The sequence below is a fragment of the Streptomyces sp. F001 genome (assembly GCF_004187715.1).
Taxonomy (GTDB): domain Bacteria; phylum Actinomycetota; class Actinomycetes; order Streptomycetales; family Streptomycetaceae; genus Streptomyces; species Streptomyces flavusporus.
The window spans coordinates 444,722-465,847 of the sequence record NZ_QZWF01000004.1; the positions used below are offsets into that span (position 1 = coordinate 444,722).

At 69.9% G+C, this 21,126-nt stretch carries 18 protein-coding genes; 11 read left to right on the plus strand and 7 right to left on the minus strand.

Annotation, left to right across the window (positions count from 1 at the left end; translation table 11 throughout):
• The first annotated feature begins 80 nt into the window (after positions 1–80).
• Together radA and disA are read left to right on the plus strand one after the other, a co-directional pair.
• Positions 81–1,490 carry a DNA repair protein RadA gene (radA, locus tag StrepF001_RS19270; RefSeq protein WP_129799465.1) on the plus strand — a complete coding sequence of 470 codons (1,410 nt, stop codon included), beginning with the start codon at positions 81–83 and terminating at the stop codon, positions 1,488–1,490.
• Between the two features lie 80 nt (positions 1,491–1,570).
• Positions 1,571–2,695: a DNA integrity scanning diadenylate cyclase DisA gene (gene disA, locus StrepF001_RS19275; RefSeq protein ID WP_129799466.1), complete on the plus strand. Its 1,125-nt coding sequence runs from the start codon at positions 1,571–1,573 to the stop codon at positions 2,693–2,695.
• Between the two features lie 32 nt (positions 2,696–2,727).
• Here the strand turns inward: disA and StrepF001_RS19280 are convergent, their stop codons facing one another.
• Positions 2,728–3,552 carry a hypothetical protein gene (locus tag StrepF001_RS19280; RefSeq protein WP_129799467.1) on the minus strand — a complete coding sequence of 275 codons (825 nt, stop codon included), beginning with the start codon at positions 3,550–3,552 and terminating at the stop codon, positions 2,728–2,730.
• Between the two features lie 378 nt (positions 3,553–3,930).
• On the opposite strand from StrepF001_RS19280, the gene StrepF001_RS19285 reads away from it, so the two are divergent.
• The 5 genes from StrepF001_RS19285 (at position 3,931) to cseC (ending at position 8,514) form a co-directional block, all read left to right on the plus strand.
• On the plus strand, positions 3,931–4,866 hold the full coding sequence (locus tag StrepF001_RS19285; RefSeq protein WP_129799468.1) for an A/G-specific adenine glycosylase: 936 nt from the start codon (positions 3,931–3,933) through the stop codon (positions 4,864–4,866).
• Positions 4,867–5,122: 256 nt separating this feature from the next.
• Positions 5,123–5,680 (plus strand): SigE family RNA polymerase sigma factor, encoded by a 558-nt coding sequence (locus StrepF001_RS19290; RefSeq protein ID WP_129799469.1) that lies wholly within the window; start codon positions 5,123–5,125, stop codon positions 5,678–5,680.
• A gap of 107 nt (positions 5,681–5,787) precedes the next feature.
• Positions 5,788–6,387 (plus strand): hypothetical protein, encoded by a 600-nt coding sequence (locus tag StrepF001_RS19295; protein WP_129799470.1) that lies wholly within the window; start codon positions 5,788–5,790, stop codon positions 6,385–6,387.
• 53 nt (positions 6,388–6,440) lie between these two features.
• A complete protein-coding gene (cseB, locus tag StrepF001_RS19300) occupies positions 6,441–7,151 on the plus strand; it encodes a two-component system response regulator CseB (protein ID WP_129799471.1) in 711 nt (236 codons plus the stop codon).
• A 13-nt stretch (positions 7,152–7,164) separates the two neighbouring features.
• Positions 7,165–8,514 carry a two-component system sensor histidine kinase CseC gene (gene cseC / locus StrepF001_RS19305; RefSeq protein WP_129799472.1) on the plus strand — a complete coding sequence of 450 codons (1,350 nt, stop codon included), beginning with the start codon at positions 7,165–7,167 and terminating at the stop codon, positions 8,512–8,514.
• Positions 8,515–8,533: 19 nt separating this feature from the next.
• On the opposite strand, the gene StrepF001_RS19310 is transcribed toward cseC, so the two are convergent.
• Positions 8,534–10,102 carry an MDR family MFS transporter gene (locus StrepF001_RS19310; RefSeq protein ID WP_129799473.1) on the minus strand — a complete coding sequence of 523 codons (1,569 nt, stop codon included), beginning with the start codon at positions 10,100–10,102 and terminating at the stop codon, positions 8,534–8,536.
• 114 nt (positions 10,103–10,216) lie between these two features.
• On the opposite strand from StrepF001_RS19310, the gene StrepF001_RS19315 reads away from it, so the two are divergent.
• Positions 10,217–10,807 carry a TetR/AcrR family transcriptional regulator gene (locus StrepF001_RS19315; protein ID WP_129799474.1) on the plus strand — a complete coding sequence of 197 codons (591 nt, stop codon included), beginning with the start codon at positions 10,217–10,219 and terminating at the stop codon, positions 10,805–10,807.
• Here StrepF001_RS19315 and StrepF001_RS19320 read toward each other — a convergent pair.
• A complete protein-coding gene (locus StrepF001_RS19320) occupies positions 10,804–11,562 on the minus strand; it encodes a M23 family metallopeptidase (protein WP_129799475.1) in 759 nt (252 codons plus the stop codon). The two genes, StrepF001_RS19315 and StrepF001_RS19320, sit on opposite strands and share 4 nt — an antisense overlap.
• A gap of 374 nt (positions 11,563–11,936) precedes the next feature.
• On the opposite strand from StrepF001_RS19320, the gene StrepF001_RS19325 reads away from it, so the two are divergent.
• Positions 11,937–15,038, plus strand: a complete 3,102-nt coding sequence (locus StrepF001_RS19325; protein WP_129799476.1) for an NACHT domain-containing protein — start codon at positions 11,937–11,939, stop codon at positions 15,036–15,038.
• 128 nt (positions 15,039–15,166) lie between these two features.
• On the plus strand, positions 15,167–15,799 hold the full coding sequence (locus StrepF001_RS19330) for an HAD family acid phosphatase (protein ID WP_129799477.1): 633 nt from the start codon (positions 15,167–15,169) through the stop codon (positions 15,797–15,799).
• An 87-nt stretch (positions 15,800–15,886) separates the two neighbouring features.
• On the opposite strand, the gene StrepF001_RS19335 is transcribed toward StrepF001_RS19330, so the two are convergent.
• Positions 15,887–18,412, minus strand: coding sequence for an ATP-dependent Clp protease ATP-binding subunit (locus tag StrepF001_RS19335; RefSeq protein ID WP_129799478.1), 2,526 nt, complete (start codon positions 18,410–18,412; stop codon positions 15,887–15,889).
• Positions 18,413–18,854: 442 nt separating this feature from the next.
• Here StrepF001_RS19335 and StrepF001_RS19345 point away from each other — a divergent pair, with 442 nt between their 5' ends.
• Positions 18,855–19,526, plus strand: coding sequence for an SCO3374 family protein (locus StrepF001_RS19345; RefSeq protein ID WP_129799480.1), 672 nt, complete (start codon positions 18,855–18,857; stop codon positions 19,524–19,526).
• Here the strand turns inward: StrepF001_RS19345 and StrepF001_RS19350 are convergent.
• The 3 genes from StrepF001_RS19350 to StrepF001_RS19360 form a co-directional block, all read right to left on the minus strand.
• A complete protein-coding gene (locus StrepF001_RS19350) occupies positions 19,505–19,840 on the minus strand; it encodes an Lsr2 family protein (protein WP_129799481.1) in 336 nt (111 codons plus the stop codon). The genes StrepF001_RS19345 and StrepF001_RS19350 overlap by 22 nt on opposite strands.
• 245 nt (positions 19,841–20,085) lie before the next feature.
• Positions 20,086–20,619, minus strand: a complete 534-nt coding sequence (locus tag StrepF001_RS19355; protein ID WP_129799482.1) for an amino-acid N-acetyltransferase — start codon at positions 20,617–20,619, stop codon at positions 20,086–20,088.
• A gap of 9 nt (positions 20,620–20,628) precedes the next feature.
• Complete coding sequence (locus StrepF001_RS19360; protein WP_129799483.1) at positions 20,629–21,093, minus strand: BlaI/MecI/CopY family transcriptional regulator; 465 nt, start codon at positions 21,091–21,093, stop codon at positions 20,629–20,631.
• Positions 21,094–21,126: the final 33 nt, after the last annotated feature.

The window sequence follows — 21,126 nt, forward strand, 5'->3', positions numbered from 1 at the left end:
GGCCTCAGGGCACAGTGGCCCGCGGACCGATGACCTGCAGCGTGCCCGCGCTGTCAGTGGGGCCGGTTACGGTTTCGTCCATGGCTGCCCGTACGAAGACCACGAAGGACCGCCCGTCCTACCGCTGCACCGAATGCGGCTGGCAGACGGCCAAGTGGCTCGGCCGCTGCCCCGAATGCCAGGCCTGGGGCACGGTCGAGGAATACGGCACGCCCGCCGTACGCACGACCACACCCGGCCGCGTCACCACCTCCGCCCTGCCCATCGGCCAGGTCGACGGCCGCCAGGCCACCGCCCGCCCGACCGGCGTCCCCGAGCTGGACCGCGTGCTCGGCGGCGGGCTCGTGCCCGGCGCGGTGGTGCTCGTCGCGGGCGAGCCCGGCGTCGGCAAGTCGACCCTGCTGCTGGACGTGGCGGCCAAGTCGGCGAGTGACGAACACCGCACCCTTTATGTGACCGGCGAGGAGTCGGCGAGCCAGGTCCGGCTGCGCGCCGACCGGATCGGCGCCATCGACGACCACCTCTATCTCGCCGCCGAGACCGATCTGGCCGCCGTGCTGGGCCACTTGGACGCGGTGAAGCCGTCACTGCTCATCCTCGACTCGGTACAGACGGTCGCCTCCCCGGAGATCGACGGCGCCCCAGGCGGCATGGCCCAGGTCCGCGAGGTCGCCGGCGCCCTGATCCGCGCCTCCAAGGAGCGGGGCATGTCCACGCTCCTGGTGGGCCATGTCACCAAGGACGGCGCGATCGCGGGTCCGCGCCTGCTGGAGCACCTCGTCGACGTCGTCCTGCACTTCGAGGGCGACCGGCACGCGCGTCTGCGCCTCGTACGCGGCGTCAAGAACCGCTACGGGACGACGGACGAGGTCGGCTGCTTCGAGCTGCACGACGAGGGCATCACCGGACTCGCCGACCCCAGCGGCCTGTTCCTGACCCGCCGGGCCGAACCGGTCCCCGGCACCTGCCTGACCGTCACCCTGGAGGGCCGCCGCCCCCTGGTCGCCGAGGTCCAGGCACTCACGGTCGACTCACAGATCCCCTCCCCACGCCGCACGACGTCCGGCCTGGAGACCTCCCGCGTCTCGATGATGCTGGCGGTCCTGGAACAGCGCGGCCGCATCAGCGCCCTGGGCAAACGGGACATCTACTCCGCAACGGTCGGCGGAGTGAAGCTGTCCGAACCGGCCGCCGACCTCGCCATCGCCCTCGCGCTGGCGTCGGCGGCCAGTGACACCCCGCTGCCGAAGAACCTCGTGGCGATCGGCGAGGTCGGCCTCGCGGGCGAGGTCAGACGGGTCACCGGCGTGCAGCGCCGGCTCGCGGAGGCGCACCGCCTGGGCTTCACGCATGCGCTCGTGCCGGGCGATCCGGGCAAGGTCCCTGCGGGTATGAAGGTCCTGGAAGTCGCGGACATAGGGGACGCCCTGAGGGTCCTCCCCCGCTCCCGTCGCCGAGAGGCCCCCCGGGACGCGGAGGACCGCCGGTAGACTTTGCCCTGGTCTCGCCCGTCCGTACGAACCGAGTGCGCATACGGGAGCGCCCCAGAACCTGCGACCGGAGGAGTGCAGTGGCAGCCAACGACCGGGCAGCAGCTCCCGGAAAATCCGGTGGGAGTGCCGGTTCCGATGGCCTGATGCGCGCCTCGCTGAGCGCCGTGGCTCCGGGCACGGCCCTGCGTGACGGGCTCGAGCGGGTCCTGCGCGGCAACACCGGCGGGCTGATCGTGCTCGGCTCCGACAAGACCGTCGAGGCCATGTGCACGGGCGGTTTCGTGCTGGATGTCGAGTTCACGGCGACCCGGCTGCGCGAGCTGTGCAAGCTGGACGGCGGCATCGTGCTCTCCTCCGACCTGTCGAAGATCCTGCGTGCGGGTGTCCAACTCGTCCCGGATCCCACGATCCCGACCGAGGAGACGGGCACTCGCCACCGCACCGCGGACCGGGTCAGCAAGCAGGTCGGATTCCCTGTGGTCTCGGTCTCCCAGTCCATGCGGCTGATCGCGCTGTACGTCGACGGCCAGCGCCGCGTACTGGAGGACTCGGCGGCGATCCTGTCCCGCGCCAACCAGGCCCTGGCGACCCTGGAGCGCTACAAGCTCCGCCTGGACGAGGTCGCGGGCACGCTGTCGGCGCTGGAGATCGAGGACCTGGTGACGGTCCGGGACGTCTCCGCCGTCGCCCAGCGACTGGAGATGGTGCGCCGCATCGCCACCGAAATCGCCGAATACGTGGTCGAACTGGGCACCGACGGACGTCTCCTCGCCCTCCAGCTGGACGAGTTGATCGCCGGCGTCGAACCGGAGCGTGAACTGGTCGTCCGGGACTACGTTCCCGAGCCCACCGCCAAGCGCTCCCGCACGGTCGAGGAGGCGCTGGCCGAACTGGACGCCCTCACCCACGCCGAGCTGCTCGAACTGCCCACGGTGGCCCGAGCATTGGGCTACACGGGCTCCCCCGAGGCCCTCGACTCCGCGGTGTCCCCGCGCGGCTTCCGCCTCCTCGCCAAGGTGCCGCGCCTCCCGGGCGCCATCATCGACCGGCTGGTGGAGTACTTCGGCGGCCTGCAGAAACTCCTCGCCGCCAGCGTGGACGACCTTCAGACGGTCGAGGGCGTGGGCGAGGCGCGTGCGCGCAGCGTCCGGGAGGGGCTGTCGCGGCTGGCGGAGTCGTCGATCCTGGAACGCTACGTCTGACTCGCCTGGCCTGGCTGTGGGGTCCGGCGGAGCTAATCGGCATCCAGCACGAACGAAGTCCGCACCTTCCCGAACCCCGGCGCCGCAGCCTCCACCAGATACGTCCCCGCCCCGGCCGCCCCCGCCGGAGGCGTCCCGCACTCGGGAACGCTCGGCTTGCGATCCCACTCCACGGTGTACGTGATGCCGCTGCCCGCCGGCACCCGGTACAGCAGGCTGCCGGCCCCCTTGGGACAGTCCTTCGACGACCAGTACGCGTCGTCGCTTCCCGCCTGAGTGATCGTCAGCACCGCGCTCTTCGGCCCGAGATCGACCTTGCAGTCACTGCCGGAGGAGTTCTGCGCGGCCAGCCGGAAGGCCGGCTTCTCGTCCGGCGAGTAGGAGTTACGCACACTGCGCAGCGTCAACGACACCGCGCTCGGCGTGCAGTGGGCCAGGGGGGACCCGGCCGGCAGGGCATCCCCCGCACCGACGTCGGCCCCTGACACAGCGCCACCCGAGCCGCCACCGCTGCTCGCACTGCCGCTGCCGCCGTCACCCGAGCCGTCGGCCCCGCCGGAGTCCCCCGCCCCGGCACTGTCTCCCGAGCCGCCCCCGTTGGCGTCCCCGTCGTCCGACTCGTCACGTCCGCCGGGCGCCTGGCTGATCGCAGGTCCGGAGCTGGACGGCCCCGGCGTGATCGTGGGCGCGGGATTCTTGCCGTCGGACCCGTCGGCGCCGTTCTTGCTGCCGCCGCCCGATGTGAGGACCCAGGCGATCAGCAGCGCCAACAGGGCGATCACAGACAGCAGGACGACCCTCCGTCGCCAGTAGATGGAGGAGGGAAGCGGCCCGACCGGATTGCGCAGAGATCCCACGGCGCAAACTGTACGAGAGATCGGTGCGCCAGCTTGCCCCACCCGCCGCCAGGAGCCACAACTTTTCCGGATCATCATTCCGGAATGCGGCCGACGCGCCGCTGCCGGTCATCGAGTCGAGCACCGGACGACGCAGGGAGTGACGAACCTTCCCACGCCGCCTACGGTCCGTGACCGCGAGCGCCGGGTACGACGACAACACCCCCGGCGGCGCCCGGAACTTGACGGAGCGGCGGACGGAGACGGGGCCGTTCGCGACCGTAGCCCTTGCACCATTGGCCACGGCCTCCGGGCGGCGCAGCCGACACCGCGCCCCGACCCGCCCCACTCCGCGCTATCCACGTCCGCGACCTTCGACGTGGCAGGATCGGAACTGCCATGACTGCGCCCACGAAGCCACCGCACACCCGCCCCGCCGACGCCGTCCCCGGTCCGCCGCTCGGAGCCGAGCTGCATTCCCCTGTCATCGCCTGGTTCGACGAGCATGCGCGCGACCTGCCCTGGCGGCGCCCGGAGGCCGGCGCCTGGGGCGTGATGGTCAGCGAGTTCATGCTCCAGCAGACGCCGGTGAACCGCGTCCTGCCCGTCTACGAGCACTGGCTGGCCCGCTGGCCCCGCCCCGCCGACCTCGCCGAGGAGGCCCCCGGCGAGGCCGTCCGCGCCTGGGGCCGGCTCGGCTACCCGCGCCGCGCCCTCAGGCTGCACGGCGCCGCCGTCGCCATAACGGAGCGGCACGGCGGGGACGTACCGACCGACCACGGCCAGCTGCTGGCGCTGCCCGGCATCGGCGAGTACACGGCGGCGGCCGTGGCGTCGTTCGCGTACGGGCAGCGGCATGCCGTGCTCGACACCAATGTCCGCCGGGTTCTGGCCCGCGCGGTCAACGGTGTGCAGTACCCGCCGAACGCCACCACCGCCGCCGAGCGCCGGCTCGCCCGGGCGCTGCTGCCCGAGGACGAGCGGACCGCCGCCCGCTGGGCCGCGGCCTCCATGGAGCTGGGCGCGCTGGTGTGCACGGCCAAGAACGAGAGCTGCCAGAGCTGCCCGATCGCCGCACAGTGCGCCTGGCGACTGGCCGGGAAGCCGGAGCACGACGGTCCGCCGCGCCGGGGACAGACGTACGCCGGCACCGACCGTCAGGTACGCGGCAAGCTGCTCGCCGTGCTGCGCGAGGCGCATGTGCCCGTGCCGCAGACGGTGCTGGACCGGGTGTGGCACGAGCCGGTGCAGCGGGCCCGGGCGCTGGACGGCCTGGTCGCGGACGGTCTGGTGGAGCCGCTGCCGGGCGGCCTGTACCGGCTGCCGCTGAGCTGACGTACAGCCGCATCACAGGCCTCTGTCACACATCAGCGCTCGTTCACAGCTCAACCCCAGCGTCAAATCACTCCATACCCACCCCATCCGATCTACTCCTTTAACACGTCCCTACTTCCGTTACACAACCGACGGACAGCCGAGCGTTTACCGCAGGCTGCTTCGGACAGCGCCGTGACAACGCCTCCGTAGCTTCATTTCCGTGCCCGACGGGGTGGCACGGCTACAGAAGTAACGGGGATGGAGGCGGTTGATCATGGCGCAGCGCGAGGTGGGCGAGGTGGGCGAGGTACTCGGGTTCGAGGAGTACGTCCGCACCCGGCAGGACGCGCTCCTTCGCAGCGCCCGTCGGCTGGTCCCGGACCCGGTCGACGCCCAGGACCTGCTCCAGACGGCGCTGGCCCGGACGTACGGCCGCTGGGACGGCATAGCCGACAAGCGGCTCGCGGACGCCTATCTGCGCCGGGTCATGATCAACACGCGGACCGAGTGGTGGCGGGCCCGCAAGCTGGAGGAGGTGCCCACCGAGCAGCTCCCGGACGCCTGCGTGGACGACTCCACCGAGCAGCACGCGGACCGCGCCCTGCTGATGGACGTCATGAAGGTGCTCGCCCCGAAGCAGCGCAGCGTGGTCGTGCTGCGACACTGGGAGCAGATGTCCACGGAGGAGACGGCCGCCGCCCTCGGCATGTCGGCCGGAACGGTCAAGAGCACGCTGCACCGGGCGCTCGCCCGGCTCCGCGAGGAGCTGGAGTCCCGCGATCTGGACGCACGCGCGCTGGAGCGTGAGGAGCGGGAGCGTTGCGCGGCCTAGGGTCTGTCCGGCGGCCGGAGTCGGAGACGCGGGGCGGGGCACGTCCCCCTGCGGGGCCGCCCACCCCGGCCCGGAGCACCTGGCAGGCGGCGAGTACGGCGGCGGTCGTGTTCGTCGCCCTCGCCCTGTCGGTCTCCGCCTGCGGTACCGGCGGCACCGGCGCCCGGGACGAGGGCCCGGCCCACTCCGACGAGGTCGCCGGCACCGGGGCCTCATCGGCGGCCCCGGCCTCCGCGGTGCCGCCCGCCAAGTCCCTCACCCGTCCCGCGGTGGTCAAGCTCCTCATGGCCGACCCGGAGGTCTCGACGACGGTCAAACGCTCCCTGAAGCCGTGCGCCGGGGACGAGTACCCGGTCGACCTGTCGTACGGCAATCTGACGTCAGGGCCGGTCGACGATGTCGTCGTCAATGTCGTGACCTGCAGCGATGTCGTCGGCATCGGCTCGTATGTGTATCGCGAGCAGGGCGGCGCGTACCAGAATGTCTTCCAGTCCGAGGAACCTCCGGTCTATGCCGAAATAGACCGTGATGACCTGGTCGTGACCAAGCAGGTGTACGAGAAGGGCGACCCGGTGTCGAGCCCGTCCGGCGAGAACGTGATCACGTACCGCTGGGCCTCGGGCCGCTTCACCGAGGAGTACCGGACGCACAACGACTACAGCCCGGTGGTCGGTGGCGCGGCCACCCCGGCGCCCGAGAGCAACTGAACCCCGGCCGGACTCCCACGCACGACAAGCACACGAGAACAGAGAGCAGCGGGATGGCAGACCAGACCCACGTTCTGTTCGTCGAGGACGACGACGTCATCCGCGAGGCCACCCAGCTCGCCCTGGAGCGGGACGGCTTCGCGGTCACCGCCATGCCCGACGGGCTGTCGGGCCTGGAGGCGTTCCGCGCGGACCGCCCCGACATCGCCCTGCTGGACGTCATGGTGCCCGGCCTGGACGGCGTCAGCCTGTGCCGCCGGATCCGTGACGAGTCGACCGTCCCGGTGATCATGCTGTCGGCGCGGGCCGACTCCATCGACGTGGTGCTGGGCCTGGAGGCGGGCGCCGACGACTACGTGACCAAGCCATTCGACGGTGCCGTCCTGGTCGCCCGGATCCGTGCCGTACTGCGCCGCTTCGGCCACGCCGGCGGCGCCCGCGCGGGCCGGGCGGAGGAGGCCGGCGCCGCGGCGGACGGCGGCGTGCTCACCTTCGGCGACCTGGAGGTCGACACCGAGGGGATGGAGGTCCGCCGGGCCGGCCGCCCGGTGGCGCTCACCCCGACCGAGATGCGGCTGCTGCTGGAGTTCTCCTCCGCGCCGGGCACCGTGCTGTCGCGGGACAAGCTGCTGGAGCGCGTGTGGGACTACGGCTGGGGCGGGGACACCCGGGTCGTCGACGTCCATGTGCAGCGGCTGCGTACGAAGATCGGCCAGGACCGGATCGAGACGGTCCGCGGCTTCGGCTACAAGTTGAAGGCCTGAGCAGGGCAGGGGTATGCGGGGGATCTTTCCACGCCTCGTTCCGCAGCGGCTGGAGCGCGCGGACATCCGTACGGGACTGAGGTGGAAGCTCAGCGCGGCCATCGCGCTGGTCGGCGCGCTGGTCGCGATCGCGCTCAGCCTGGTCGTGCACAACGCCGCCCGGGTCTCGATGCTGGACAACGCGCGTGACCTCGCGGACGAGCGCCTCCGGATCGCCCAGCGCAACTACGAGCTGTCCGGCCGCCCCAACTTTCCCAGCATCAAGATCGACGACCCGCGCCTGCCGCCCGAGCTGCGGGCGAAGGCCGAGGCGGGGCGGCGGGCGACCTACGTGGCCGACCGTCCGGCCGGCGGGCCGGACATCTGGGCCGCGGTGCCACTCAAGGACGGGCATGTGATGTCGCTGCACACGGGGTTCACCGACCGCAGCACGGACATCCTCAAGGACCTCGACCAGGCCCTCGTCATCGGCTCCATAGCGGCCGTCCTCGGCGGCAGCGCGCTCGGCGTGCTCATCGGCGGCCAGCTGTCGGGCCGGCTGCGCAAGGCGGCGGCCGCGGCGAACCAGGTCGCCAAGGGCGAGCCGGACGTCCGGGTGCGGGAGGCGATCGGCGGGGTCGTCCGGGACGAGACCGACGACCTGGCGCGGGCCGTCGACGCGATGGCGGACGCCCTCCAGCAGCGTCTGGAGGCGGAGCGCCGGGTCACCGCCGACATCGCGCACGAGCTGCGCACCCCGGTGACCGGGCTGCTGACGGCGGCCGAGCTGCTGCCGCCGGGCCGCCCGACCGAGCTGGTACTGGACCGGGCCAAGGCGATGCGCACGCTGGTCGAGGACGTCCTGGAGGTGGCCCGCCTCGACGGGGCCTCCGAGCGGGCCGAGCTGCAGGACATCATGCTGGGCGAGTTCGTCGCCCGGCGGGTGGCGGCCAAGGATCCGGACATCGAGGTGCTTGTCGTGCACGAGTCGGAGGTGACGACCGACCCGCGGCGGCTGGAGCGCGTGCTGTTCAACCTGCTCGCCAACGCCGCCCGGCACGGCAGACCGCCGATCGAGGTCACCGTCGAGGGCCGGGTCATCCGCGTCCGCGACCACGGGCCCGGCTTCCCCGAGGACCTGCTCGCGGAGGGCCCGAGCCGCTTCCGCACCGGCAGCAAGGACCGCGCCGGCCGCGGCCACGGCCTCGGCCTGACCATCGCGGCCGGCCAGGCCCGGGTGCTGGGCGCCCGCCTGACCTTCCGCAACGTCCGCCCGCCCGGCGCGGCGGAGCACATCCCGGCGGAGGGCGCGGTCGCCGTGCTGTGGCTGCCGGAGCATGCGCCGACGGCCACGGGCAGCTATCCGATGCTGCCCGACCGGTAGGGCGGACGTCGGGCGAACCTCAGACGGCCTCGGTCACCGGCGCCTGCGCGGGAGCACCGTCGTCCGCCTTCGGCCCCGCCCCCTTCAGCGGCACCTCCTTGACGAACACCGCCGCCACCAGCGCGACCACGGCGATCCCCGCACCCAGCAGGAACGCCCCGTGCGTCCCCGCGGACACCGCGTGCTGGTAGGCCTCCCGGGCCGCGGCCGGCAGCTCGGCCAGGCTCGCGGCGTCCAGCTGGGCGGACTGTTCGGTCACCTTGGAGCCCAGCGCGCCGGCCCGCTCGGCCATGACGTCCTGGACGCGGTGGTTGAACAGCGCGCCCATGATGGCGACGCCGAAGGAGGAACCGAGCGTGCGGAAGAGGGTGGTGGAGGACGACGCGACGCCCATGTCCTTCATCTCCACGCTGTTCTGCGCGACCAGCATGGTGATCTGCATCAGGCAGCCCATGCCCAGACCGAGGACGGCCATGTACACGCCGGAGGTCAGCCGCGAGGTCCCGGTGTCCATCAGGGACAGCAGGTACAGCCCGACGACCAGCAGCACACCGCCCGCGACCGGGAAGAGCTTGTAGCGGCCGGTGTTGGTGGTCACCCGCCCGGCGACCATCGACGTGACGAGCATCGCACCGAGCATCGGCAGAAGCAGCAGCCCGGAGTTGGTCGCGGACGCGCCCTGCACCGACTGCTGGTACAGCGGCAGGAAGAGGGTTGCGCCGAACATCACGAAGCCGGTGACGAAGCCGATGACGGACATCAGCGTGAAGTTGCGGCTGCGGAAGATGTGCAGCGGCACGACCGGTTCGGCGGCCCGGGTCTGCCAGAACACGAACCCGACGAGCGCGGCGACACCGATGCCGATCAGCTCCATGATCTGCACGGACGTCCAGGCGTACTCCGTACCGCCCCAGGTGGTGACGAGCACGATCGCGGTGATGCCGACGGTCAGCAGCGCGGCGCCCAGGTAGTCGATCCGCGCCTCGGACCGCTTCTTCGGCAGGTGCAGTACGGCGCTGACGGCGAGCAGCGCGACGGCGCCGAGCGGCAGGTTGATGTAGAACGTCCAGCGCCAGCCCCAGTGGTCGGTGATGGTGCCGCCGACCAGCGGACCGCCGATCATGGCCAGCGCCATGACGCCGGCCATCATTCCCTGGTACTTGCCGCGCTCCCGCGGCGGCACCAGATCGCCGATGATCGCCATCACGCCGACCATCAGTCCGCCGGCGCCCAGTCCCTGCACGGCACGGAAGGCGATCAGCTGACCCATGTCCTGGGCCATACCGCTGAGCGCGGAGCCGATCAGGAAGATCACGATCGAGGTCATGAACGAGCCCTTGCGCCCGTACATGTCGCCGAGCTTCCCCCAGAGCGGGGTGGAGGCGGCGGTCGCCAGGGTGTACGCGGTCACCACCCACGACAGGTGTTCCAGACCGCCCAGTTCGCCGACGATCGTCGGCATCGCGGTGCCCACGATCATGTTGTCGAGCATCGCGAGCATCATCGCGATCATCAGGGCGAGCAGGACGACCCGCACGCTCCTGGGCTGCTTCCCCGTGTCCGTGCTGTCGGCAGGTATGTCCGCCACCGCTCCCCCAACTTACTTGCCGCCCGGCTAGTTCTGCCACGGAACGTAGCTCGCAAACTAGCCGGGCGTCAAGTAAGTTTTTGTCTTACCAGGAGCACGAGGACGGGCGGCACGATGGGCGGCACCAAGCAGCAGCGGCGCGGCAACACGCGCCAGCGCATCCAGGACGTGGCGCTGGAGCTCTTCGCCGAGCAGGGCTACGAGAAGACGTCCCTGCGCGAGATCGCCGAGCGCCTGGACGTCACCAAGGCGGCGCTGTACTACCACTTCAAGACCAAGGAAGAGATCCTGGTCGGCATCTTCGACGACCTGATGCAGCCGATCGACGAACTGGTCGAGTGGGGCGGGCACCAGCCGCACACCCTGGAGACGAAGCAGGAGATCGTACGGCGCTACAGCCAACTGCTCTCCGACGCCGCACCGTTGTTCCGCTTCATGCACGAAAACCAGGCGACCGTACGTGAACTGCGTATCGGCGACCTGTTCAAGGAGCGCATGCGAGGCCTGCGCGAGATCATCATCGACCGGGACGCCGGCCTGGCCGACCAGGTCCGCTGCGTGAGCGCGATCTTCACGCTGCACGCCGGCACGGTGTTCGTGATGCAGGAACTGGAAGGCGACCCCGAGGACAAGCGCAAGGCCATCCTCGAGGTCGCCGTCGACATGGTGACCCAGGCGCACGGGGGCGCCGCTCGGTCGTCTTAGAGGGTCACGCCCTTGGTGCGCAGGAAGGCGACCGGGTTGATGGCCGTGCCGTAGTTCGGGGTCGTACGGATCTCGAAGTGCAGGTGCGGACCGCTGGAGTTGCCGGTGTTGCCGGACAGGGCGATGCGCTGACCGGTGGCGACGACCTGGCCGACCCTCACGTCGACGCGGGACAGGTGGGCGTACTGGGAGAACGTCCCGTTGCCGTGCTTGATGACGACGGCGTTGCCGTACGCGGGGCCGTCACCGGCGCCGTTGCCGCCGGCCTTGACCACGGTGCCGCCGTGCGCGGCGACGACCTTGGTGCCGGTCGGGACGGCGAAGTCCTGCCCGCTGTGGGTGGACTGCCACATGCCGCCGGCCTGCGCGTAGCTGGCGCTGAGCTGGTAGCGCTTGACCGGGCTGGTCCAGGACGCGGCCTTCTTCGCGGCGGCCTGCGGCGCGGTCTTCTGGGTGTTCGCGGCGGCCGCCTTGGCCGCCTTTGCCTTCACGGCGGCCGCCTTGGCCGCCTTCGCCTTGGCGTTCGCGGCGGCCACCTTGGCCGCCGCCTTCGCCTGAGCCGCGGCCTGCGCCTCGACGGCGCTCGCAACGCCGGAGGTGGCAGCGGTTGCGGTGGTGGTGGCCGCGACGGTGTTGGCGGCGGCCGCGACCCCGGCCCCCAGCACGACCGAGGCGCCGAGACCGGCGGCCAGCACGGCCGCGCGAGTGCGGAGCTGCGGCGTACGGGAAGAACGGGACGTGACACGCGTGAACATGCGAAACCTCATGGGACGGGGACAGAGAAAAGCCACCCGGCACACGGACGTCCGCCGAATGGGCCATCCCTTGGTAACCCCCGGACCTAGCTATCCCAAAAGGTGTGACCTACGACGGAAGCTAGTAGTCCACCCCATAACTCCCTGACTCTTGACAGAGTCCTCATCAGGGACGAATCAGCACATAGCGGCCGTCCAGCGTTAGGATTCCGAGATAAAAGTCCATTTTGTCCAGATCGGCCTTTCCACTATTCCAGGTAGTAACGGACAAATCGCCTGTGCGGCATGTCACCGATAGGCAAGATCGAGGGACCCCTGAATGTGACGGGGGCTACGCTGCTGTTTCCTGCCAACGGGGCTCAGGGGGAGGCCGGGTGGAACCGACGGTCATCGGCATGCGGCTGGCGTCCGGGGTGGTCGCACCGCTCGTGAAGAAGCTGTTCGTGACCGAGGGTTCGGGCGCCGGGCTGGTGGACCGGCCGGTGCGGATCTCGTCGTACGTCTCCTTCAGGGGCGAGAAGCAGCGGCTCGACCGCAAGGACGTGACCGGACTGGCCGCGGAGCTGGTGCGCCGGGGCCTGCGCGGCACCGGGGAGCGCCCCCTGCCCGTCGACGAGGAGCAGGCCGTCGTCCACGCCCTGGCCGACACGCTGTACGCCCTCGGCGACCTGGACATGACCGACGTACAGGCCGTGGAGCTCGGCCATGAGGCCCTGGCCGCCCGTCTGCGCGCGGCGAGCGGCAAGCCGGACCGGGACCTGTCCCTCGACGCGGCCCTGTTCTACTTCCGGGCGCTCACCACCGCCTGCCTGCACATCCTGCACTTCTTCACCCAGCGGTCGGCCTTTGTCCCGCGCACGCTGGTCGAACAGGCCCGGCGGCAGAGCGAGCTGCTGGCCAGGGTCGACGAGCTGATCGCCCGGACCCCGCCGCCCGGCGGCACCGACCCGGCCTTCGAGCAGCGCTACGTGTCGTACGTCACGACCAGGCACGGCCACCTCACCATCTACGGCATCGACCTGGTCAACTCCCCCGACCGCTGGCCCCTGGACGCGGCCTATCTGAGCCTGCAGGCACTGCACCCGGCCGGGGACGGCACCGGTTCCGACGGCCTCGGCGTCGCCTCCGCCGCCACCGCACTGCCCGCCGAACAGGCCTTCGCCGAGCACGACCGGGTGCTGCTGCGCGGAGTGGCCGGCTCCGGCAAGACCACGCTGGTGCAGTGGCTCGCGGTGACCGCGGCCCGGGGCGAGCGCGGCGACCGCATCCCCTTCGTCCTCCCCTTGCGCACCCTGGTCCGCCGCCCAGAGGGGCTGCCCGCCCCCGACGCCTTCCTGGCCGCCGTACGCGTCCCTTTCCACGCGAACGAGCCCGACGGCTGGGTGGACCGGGTGCTCACCGCCCGCCGCGCCCTGCTCCTGATCGACGGCATCGACGAGATCCCCGAACGCGAGCGGGAGCGCACCCGCCGCTGGCTGCGCGAACTGCTGGACGTCTATCCCGGCAACCAGTGGCTGGTCACCTCCCGCCCCTCCGCCGTACGGGAGGACTGGCTCGCGGCCGACGGCTTCACGGAGCTGATGCTCACCCCCATGAGCCGGGACGACGTGGCCGCGTTCGTCTCCCGCTGGCACACGGCGGTACGGGCCGACGCCCCCGGCCCCGAACGCCTCGACGACTACGAACGCTCCCTCCTCGACGCCCTGCGCACCAAGCCCGACCTCGGCCGCCTCGCCACCAACCCCCTGATGTGCGGGCTGATCTGTGCGCTGCACCGCGACCGGCGGGGCTATCTGCCGCACGGGAGGCAGGAGCTGTACGACGCTGCCCTGTCGATGCTGCTGGCGCGGCGGGACGAGGAGCGGGACATGTACGGCCACGACGGCATCCAGCTCACCGAACTGCCCCAGATCCAGCTCCTGCAGCGCCTCGCCTACTGGCTGATCCGCAACAACCAGTCGGAGATGGATGCCGAGCGGGCGGAACGGATCATCGCCGACGTCCTCCCGTCCCTCCCGGCCGCCGCCGCACAGGGCGCCGCCGGCCAGATCCTGCGGTACCTGCTCGTCCGCAGCGGCCTGCTGCGCGAACCCGCCCCGGGGACCGTGGAGTTCGTGCACCGCACCTTCCAGGACTACCTCGGCGCGAAAGCGGCGGTGGAGGACGGCGACTTCGGCCTGCTGGTGCGCGGTGCGACGGACGAGCAGTGGGCGGACGTGGTCCGGATGGCGGTGGCGCACGCTCGACCGCGGGAACGGGCGGAGCTGCTACGGGACTTGAGTGCGGCGGCCGATCGGGCGCAGGGTGCGGCGAGTGCGCGGGTACGGCTTCTCGCGCTGGCCTCGCTGGAGCATGCGACCGAGCTCGATCCCCGGGTGCGGGAGGAGGTCGAGCGGAAGGCAGCGGCGTTGATCCCGCCCCGGACGACGGAGGAGGCCCGCGCGCTCGCGTCGGTGGGACCGCTCGCGCTGGAGCTGCTGCCGGGCCCGGAGGGGCTCGACGAGGAGGAAGCGCGGGCGGTCGTCGTCACGGCGTCCCTCATCGGGACGGAGGCCGCGCTGCCGGTACTGGCCCGCTTCCGTTCCCATCCCGCCCTTGACGTACGGGCCCAACTCACGTGGACATGGCATCGGTTCGGGACCCGGCAATACGGCGAGGAGGTCATCGCGCATCTGCCGGAGAAGGGTCTCTTCTTCACCGCGCGATCGGTGGAACACCTGCGTTTTCTGCGGGAACTGGGCGGCAGGCGTGCCGTGCAGCTCGTCGGCGGCATCAAGCCGCGCGACATCAGCGCCGGCCTCCACCCCGACAGGACGGCAGAGCTCCACATCCGCGACAACGACGAGCTGGAGGACCTGACCTGCCTGTCGTCCCTGCATCGGCTCACCTATCTGGACCTCAGCAGGTGTTTCTATGTGGACGATCTGACTCCGCTGGCTCGCCTGCCCCTGTCCTGGCTGTCACTGGACCTCCTGCTCCATCCCGACCTGACCGTGCTGTCCGGATCGCCGACCCTGGACCAACTCAACCTGGGGATCGTGCTGGAGGCCGAGTCCCTCGACGAGGCGCTCCCGGACCTGCCACTGCGCTATCTGCGGTTCACCAGAACGGCGCTCGAGAACACCGGCCTGCGCGGCCTGCACCGCTTCCGCTCGCTGAGGCAACTGAGCCTCGCCAAGCTGTCCACCAGGCTCTCCCCCGACGCCTACGAGGAAATCGCCCGGCTCCCCGAACTGAAGGAGCTGCGCATCGACTGGCAGCACATCGACTGGCAGGGCCCACCCCTGCCGACCGTCACCGACCTACGCCTCAACAACGTTCTGGGCACCGAGGACTTCTCGGACATCCCGACCCTGTTCCCCAACCTGCGTGCGCTCACCGTCGTCCACGCCCCGGACGTCGCCCACATCCCGCAGCACATCCTCGAACCGCTCCCGGTCACGCCGGTGTTCAAGAAAATCCGCAGCGTTGTGTGACGCACACCTCTGTTCACCTACCGTCCAGTAACCCTACGGTTCCCCTCGCGCCATCCACACCGACGAGCATGCTCACGACACGTTGGCAGCCGTACGGACACCGTACGGACGTGAAGGGACCCCCACACATGACGAGACGACGCCCCTGGGCGAGCCGCACCGCCGCAACCGCCGTCGCAGCAGCCGCCCTCGTGGCCATCGCCGCCCCTGCCGAGGCCGCGACCAGCACCGGCACGACCACCACCGCCACCACCGCCGCCGCGGCGGACGTGGACTACGACACCTGGCAGAAGGACTGCCAGGCGGTGATGGACCAGGCACTGCCCTACCTGAAGCAGCGCATCGCCCAGTCGAAGCCGGGCGAGAAGCAGGCGATCGTCTTCGACATCGACAACACCACCCTGGAGACCGACTTCGGCTTCAGCTACCCGCAGCCGGCCAACCAGCCGGTCCTGGAGGTCGCCGAGTACGCCCAGGAGCACGGCGTCGACCTGTTCTTCGTCACGGCCCGCCCGGGCATCATCTACGCGCCCACCGAGTACAACCTGGAGAAGGTCGGCTACGAGGTCGACGGCCTCTATGTGCGTGGCTTCCTCGACCTCTTCAAGGACGTCGCCGCCTACAAGACCGCCCAGCGCGTCGACATCGAGTCCAAGGGCTACACAATCATCGCCAACATCGGCAACAACACCACCGACCTGTCGGGCGGCCACGCTGAGAAGACGTACAAGCTGCCGGACTACGACGGGCAGTTGTCCTGACCCAGCAACAGAGAAGGGGCTGCCCCCGGGACTCGCGTCCCGGGGGCAGCCCCTTCTTCGATCTTCGGTTCAGGCCGAGCGCAGCGGCTAGGCCTCCTTGCTCAGGTTCGGGCCTGCTCCGCCGGCCGCCTGCTCGATCGGCGGGACGTCCGGCAGGGCCGACTTCTCCTCACCGCGGAAGGTGAAGGTCTTGGTCTCGCCCTCGCCCTCGGTGTCCACGACCACGATGTGACCGGGGCGCAGCTCGCCGAAGAGGATCTTCTCCGACAGCGAGTCCTCGATCTCGCGCTGGATGGTGCGACGCAGCGGACGCGCACCCAGCACGGGGTCGTAACCCTTCTTGGACAGCAGCTCCTTGGCGGACTGGGAGAGCTCGATGCCCATGTCCCGGTCCTTCAGGCGCTCGTCCACCTTGCCGATCATCAGGTCGACGATCCGCAGGATGTCCGACTGCGTCAGCTGCGGGAAGACCACCACGTCGTCGACGCGGTTGAGGAACTCGGGCCGGAAGTGCTGCTTGAGCTCGTCCGAGACCTTGTTCTTCATACGCTCGTAGTTGGTCTTCGTGTCACCCGCGGCGGCGAAGCCCAGGTTGAAGCCCTTGGAGATGTCCCGGGTGCCGAGGTTGGTCGTCATGATGATGACCGTGTTCTTGAAGTCCACGACCCGGCCCTGGGAGTCGGTCAGACGACCGTCCTCCAGGATCTGCAGCAGCGAGTTGAAGATGTCCGGGTGGGCCTTCTCGACCTCGTCGAAGAGGACGACGGAGAACGGCTTGCGGCGGACCTTCTCGGTCAGCTGGCCGCCCTCTTCGTAGCCCACGTAACCGGGGGGCGAACCGAAGAGACGCGACACCGTGTGCTTCTCGCTGAACTCCGACATGTCGAGGGAGATCAGCGCGTCCTCGTCACCGAAGAGGAACTCGGCCAGCGCCTTGGACAGTTCGGTCTTACCGACACCGGACGGGCCGGCGAAGATGAACGAACCACCCGGACGCTTCGGGTCCTTCAGACCCGCACGCGTACGCCGGATCGCCTTCGACAGCGCCTTGACGGCGTCGTCCTGGCCGATGACCCGCTTGTGGAGCTCATCCTCCATGCGGAGCAGGCGGCTGGACTCCTCCTCGGTCAGCTTGAAGACCGGGATACCGGTGGCCGTGGCGAGGACCTCGGCGATCAGCTCGCCGTCGACCTCGGCGACGACGTCCATGTCGCCGGCCTTCCACTCCTTCTCCCGCTTGGTCTTGGCGGCCAGGAGCTGCTTCTCCTTGTCGCGCAGGGAGGCGGCCTTCTCGAAGTCCTGCGAGTCGATCGCGGACTCCTTGTCCCGGCGGACGGCGGCGATCTTCTCGTCGAACTCGCGCAGGTCCGGCGGAGCGGTCATCCGGCGGATACGCATCCTCGAGCCGGCCTCGTCGATCAGGTCGATCGCCTTGTCCGGCAGGAAGCGGTCCGAGATGTACCGGTCGGCCAGGGTGGCGGCCTGGACCAGCGCCTCGTCGGTGATGGAGACGCGGTGGTGCGCCTCGTACCGGTCGCGCAGGCCCTTGAGGATCTCGATCGTGTGCGGCAGGGACGGCTCGGCGACCTGGATCGGCTGGAAGCGGCGCTCCAGGGCCGCGTCCTTCTCCAGGTGCTTGCGGTACTCGTCCAGCGTGGTCGCACCGATGGTCTGCAGCTCACCGCGGGCCAGCATCGGCTTCAGGATGGAGGCCGCGTCGATGGCGCCCTCGGCGGCACCCGCACCGACCAGCGTGTGCAGCTCGTCGATGAACAGGATGATGTCGCCGCGGGTGCGGATCTCCTTGAGCACCTTCTTCAGGCGCTCCTCGAAGTCACCGCGGTAGCGGGAGCCGGCGACCAGCGCGCCGAGGTCCAGGGTGTAGAGGTGCTTGTCCTTGAGGGTCTCGGGCACCTCGCCCTTGACGATGGCCTGGGCGAGGCCCTCCACGACGGCGGTCTTGCCGACGCCGGGCTCACCGATCAGGACCGGGTTGTTCTTCGTACGGCGGGACAGCACCTGCATGACCCGCTCGATCTCCTTCTCGCGCCCGATGACCGGGTCGAGCTTGGACTCACGAGCGGCCTGGGTGAGGTTCCGGCCGAACTGGTCGAGGACCAGGGACGTGGAGGGGGTGCCCTCGGCAGGACCGCCGGCGGTGGCGGCCTCCTTGCCCTGGTAACCGGAGAGCAGCTGGATCACCTGCTGCCGCACCCGGTTCAGATCTGCGCCCAGCTTGACCAGGACCTGGGCGGCGACGCCCTCGCCCTCACGGATCAGGCCGAGCAGGATGTGCTCCGTGCCGATGTAGTTGTGGCCCAGCTGAAGGGCCTCGCGGAGCGACAGCTCCAGGACCTTCTTGGCACGGGGGGTGAAGGGGATGTGCCCGGACGGGGCCTGCTGGCCCTGGCCGATGATCTCCTCCACCTGCTGGCGGACCGCCTCGAGCGAAATCCCGAGGCTCTCAAGGGCCTTGGCGGCGACACCCTCACCCTCGTGGATCAGGCCCAGGAGGATGTGCTCGGTGCCGATGTAGTTGTGGTTGAGCATCCGGGCTTCTTCCTGAGCCAGGACGACAACCCGCCGCGCGCGGTCGGTGAACCTCTCGAACATCGTTAATCGCTCCTCAGAGCGGTCAGGCAGTAAGGGGAACTTCCCCTCCCTGTCCTTCCGCAGCTTAGTCCCGCAAGCGGGGACCGCTCATTCCAACTGCCGACACCGTCGATGGCCTCCTGACCTCGAACGCCGACATCTGCTCCAACCCGATGGTGCGAGACGATGTTCCCGCAGGCCAGGCAGTTACCCTCACCATCAGTACGCCGATGGCGAACGTGAGACGTCCTCTCCTGCGTGTCGCCCCCTCCCACTAGGGATGTCTTACCCGCTCGGACTGACAGTCCATGCGGCGCGCGCCCGTTCCCTCAGCTACGGGCGAACAACCTTGCGCCACCCCACGCCCCCACACGCCCCCGCATTCGGCACTCTGCGCATTCACTGGAACACTCAGCGTAACCCGCACGTCCTTTTGACGGTTGCGCTGGACATGGTTGGCGCTATGTCCATGGTCCCCCTTCCCTGCCGACCGCTCGACTCGAGCGACCGGGTGCGGCGGTGGTACGAGAACGAACTGGGCTGGGCGACCGTGCCCGGCCCTCCGATCCGCCTGTGTGTGGGCCTGCGCTTCGACGTTCTGGACGTGCCGGCCGAGGCGGGCTGCGCCGCCCTGCGGCATCTGGATCCCGGCTCCCCGGTGGCCGTGCGGGGCGACCGGATGCGGCTGCTGGTGGCCGCGGGCAGCACCGAGGAGCTGCCGGGGCTGCTGGACTGGCTGGAGTGGGGCGCCCTGCCCCTGGACCTGACGGCCATCGGCCCGGGCGGCGTCATGGACGCCCCGAGGCCCCCGGGAGGCGGCGCAGCACTCGCGGATACGTGCTCGGATCCGCTCTTGGATCCACTGGAGCCGGGTGAGCCTGAGACGGGGCCTACCGGCCCGGCCGGAGGTCGGCCGCTTTCCCCGGGCTGCTCAGGCGGCTCTCTTCAGGGGGCCGCCGTGTGGCTGCGGCCCCCCGAGCCGGGGTGCGAGGTCGAGGCCTCGCTGCCGACGCTGTCGGCCATGGGGGGCGGTGGGGGCGCCCCCGATCTCGTACGGCTGGTGGACACGGTGGCCACTCACTGCCACCGGATCCGACTGCGACGCGCGTGCGCTCAGCCGTTCGCCTTCTCGTAGGCCTCGCGAATGGACGCCGGAACACGGCCACGGTCGTTGACCTCGTAACCGTTCTCCTTCGCCCACGCACGGATCGCAGCGGTGTCCTGGCTGCCGCCGGCCGCGGCACGCGCCTTTCCACGCCCGCCGGAAGCACGGCCACCGGTACGCCGGCCGCCCTTCACATAGGGGTCGAGAAGGCCGCGAAGCTTGTCCGCATTGGCGGTCGTGAGATCGATCTCGTACGTCTTGCCGTCCAGCGCGAACGTCACCGTCTCGTCCGCCTCGCCGCCGTCGAGGTCGTCGACAAGAAGGACCTGAACCTTCTGTGCCACCGGATTTCCTTTCATCGATAACGTGAGGGCCGGGGGCCTGCGGCGTCCGCCCGTTTCGCCGCCCCCTGTTATATGCACTACTGCAGTACGTCGGAAAGCAAACCGCTTTTGCGGGAAAAACACAAACCCCCGGCAGAGACCGACCGCGACTCCCCGCCCGGAAACATGCGCGTTTCGGACATAGGGAACGGAGCAGCGGGGTCGGACGGAATACTCCTCGCATACCACCGGCATACCCGCGGCGATCACAGATGCAGAAGCATCCGGCTGTTGCCCAAGGTGTTCGGTTTCACTCGTTCGAGTCCGAGGAACTCGGCGACGCCCTCGTCATAGGAACGGAGCAGCTCGGCGTAGACATCGGTGTCGACCGGCGTCTCACCGATCTCCACGAAGCCGTGCCTGCCGAAGAAGTCCACTTCGAAGGTCAGACAGAAAACGCGGCGAACACCCAGCCAGCGTGCGGTCTGGAGCAACTTCTCCAGCAACTGATGGCCGACGCCGGCGCCCTTGAGGCCGGGCTTCACGGCGAGCGTGCGGACTTCCGCGAGGTCTTCCCACATCACGTGCAGTGCACCGCAGCCGACCACCTCGGCGTTGTCGTCACGTTCCGCGACCCAGAACTCCTGGATGTCCTCGTAAAGCGTCACCGTGGCTTTGTCGAGCAGGATGCCGAGGCGGACGTACGCGTCGAGCAGTCGGCGGACGGCCGGGACATCACTGGTCCGGGCCCGCCGGACGGTGATGGCTTTAGCGGTGACTTCGGGGCTCTCTGCGGACATGAGCGGACGCTATCGCCCGCTGCCCTCCGGTGCCGAGCCGGGGTTCTCGCCCGCGCTATCGGAGGGGGATTCCGGGGCCGGGGTGCGTTCAGCAGGTGGGGGTGCGGGCGTTTCCGGGCCCTGGACGATGCGTACGGCGTCGCGCAGCGCCTGTCGCTGTTCCTCGCTCATCATGCCGAAGAAGGCGACGAGCGCGGCGGCGGGGTTGTCACTCTGCGACCAGGCCTCGTTCATGAGGGCGGCGGCGTAGGCGGCCCGGGTGGAGACGGCCTCATATCGATAGGCCCGGCCTTCCGACTCGCGGCGTACCCAGCCCTTCTGATGGAGATTGTCCATAACGGTCATCACCGTGGTGTAGGCGATGGACCGTTCCTGCTGAAGATCTTCCAGGACTTCTCGAACGGTCACCGGGCGGTTCCACTTCCACACCCGCGTCATGACCGCGTCTTCGAGTTCTCCCAATGGGCGAGGCACAACTCATCACAGTAGTGGGATGTCTGTGCACTT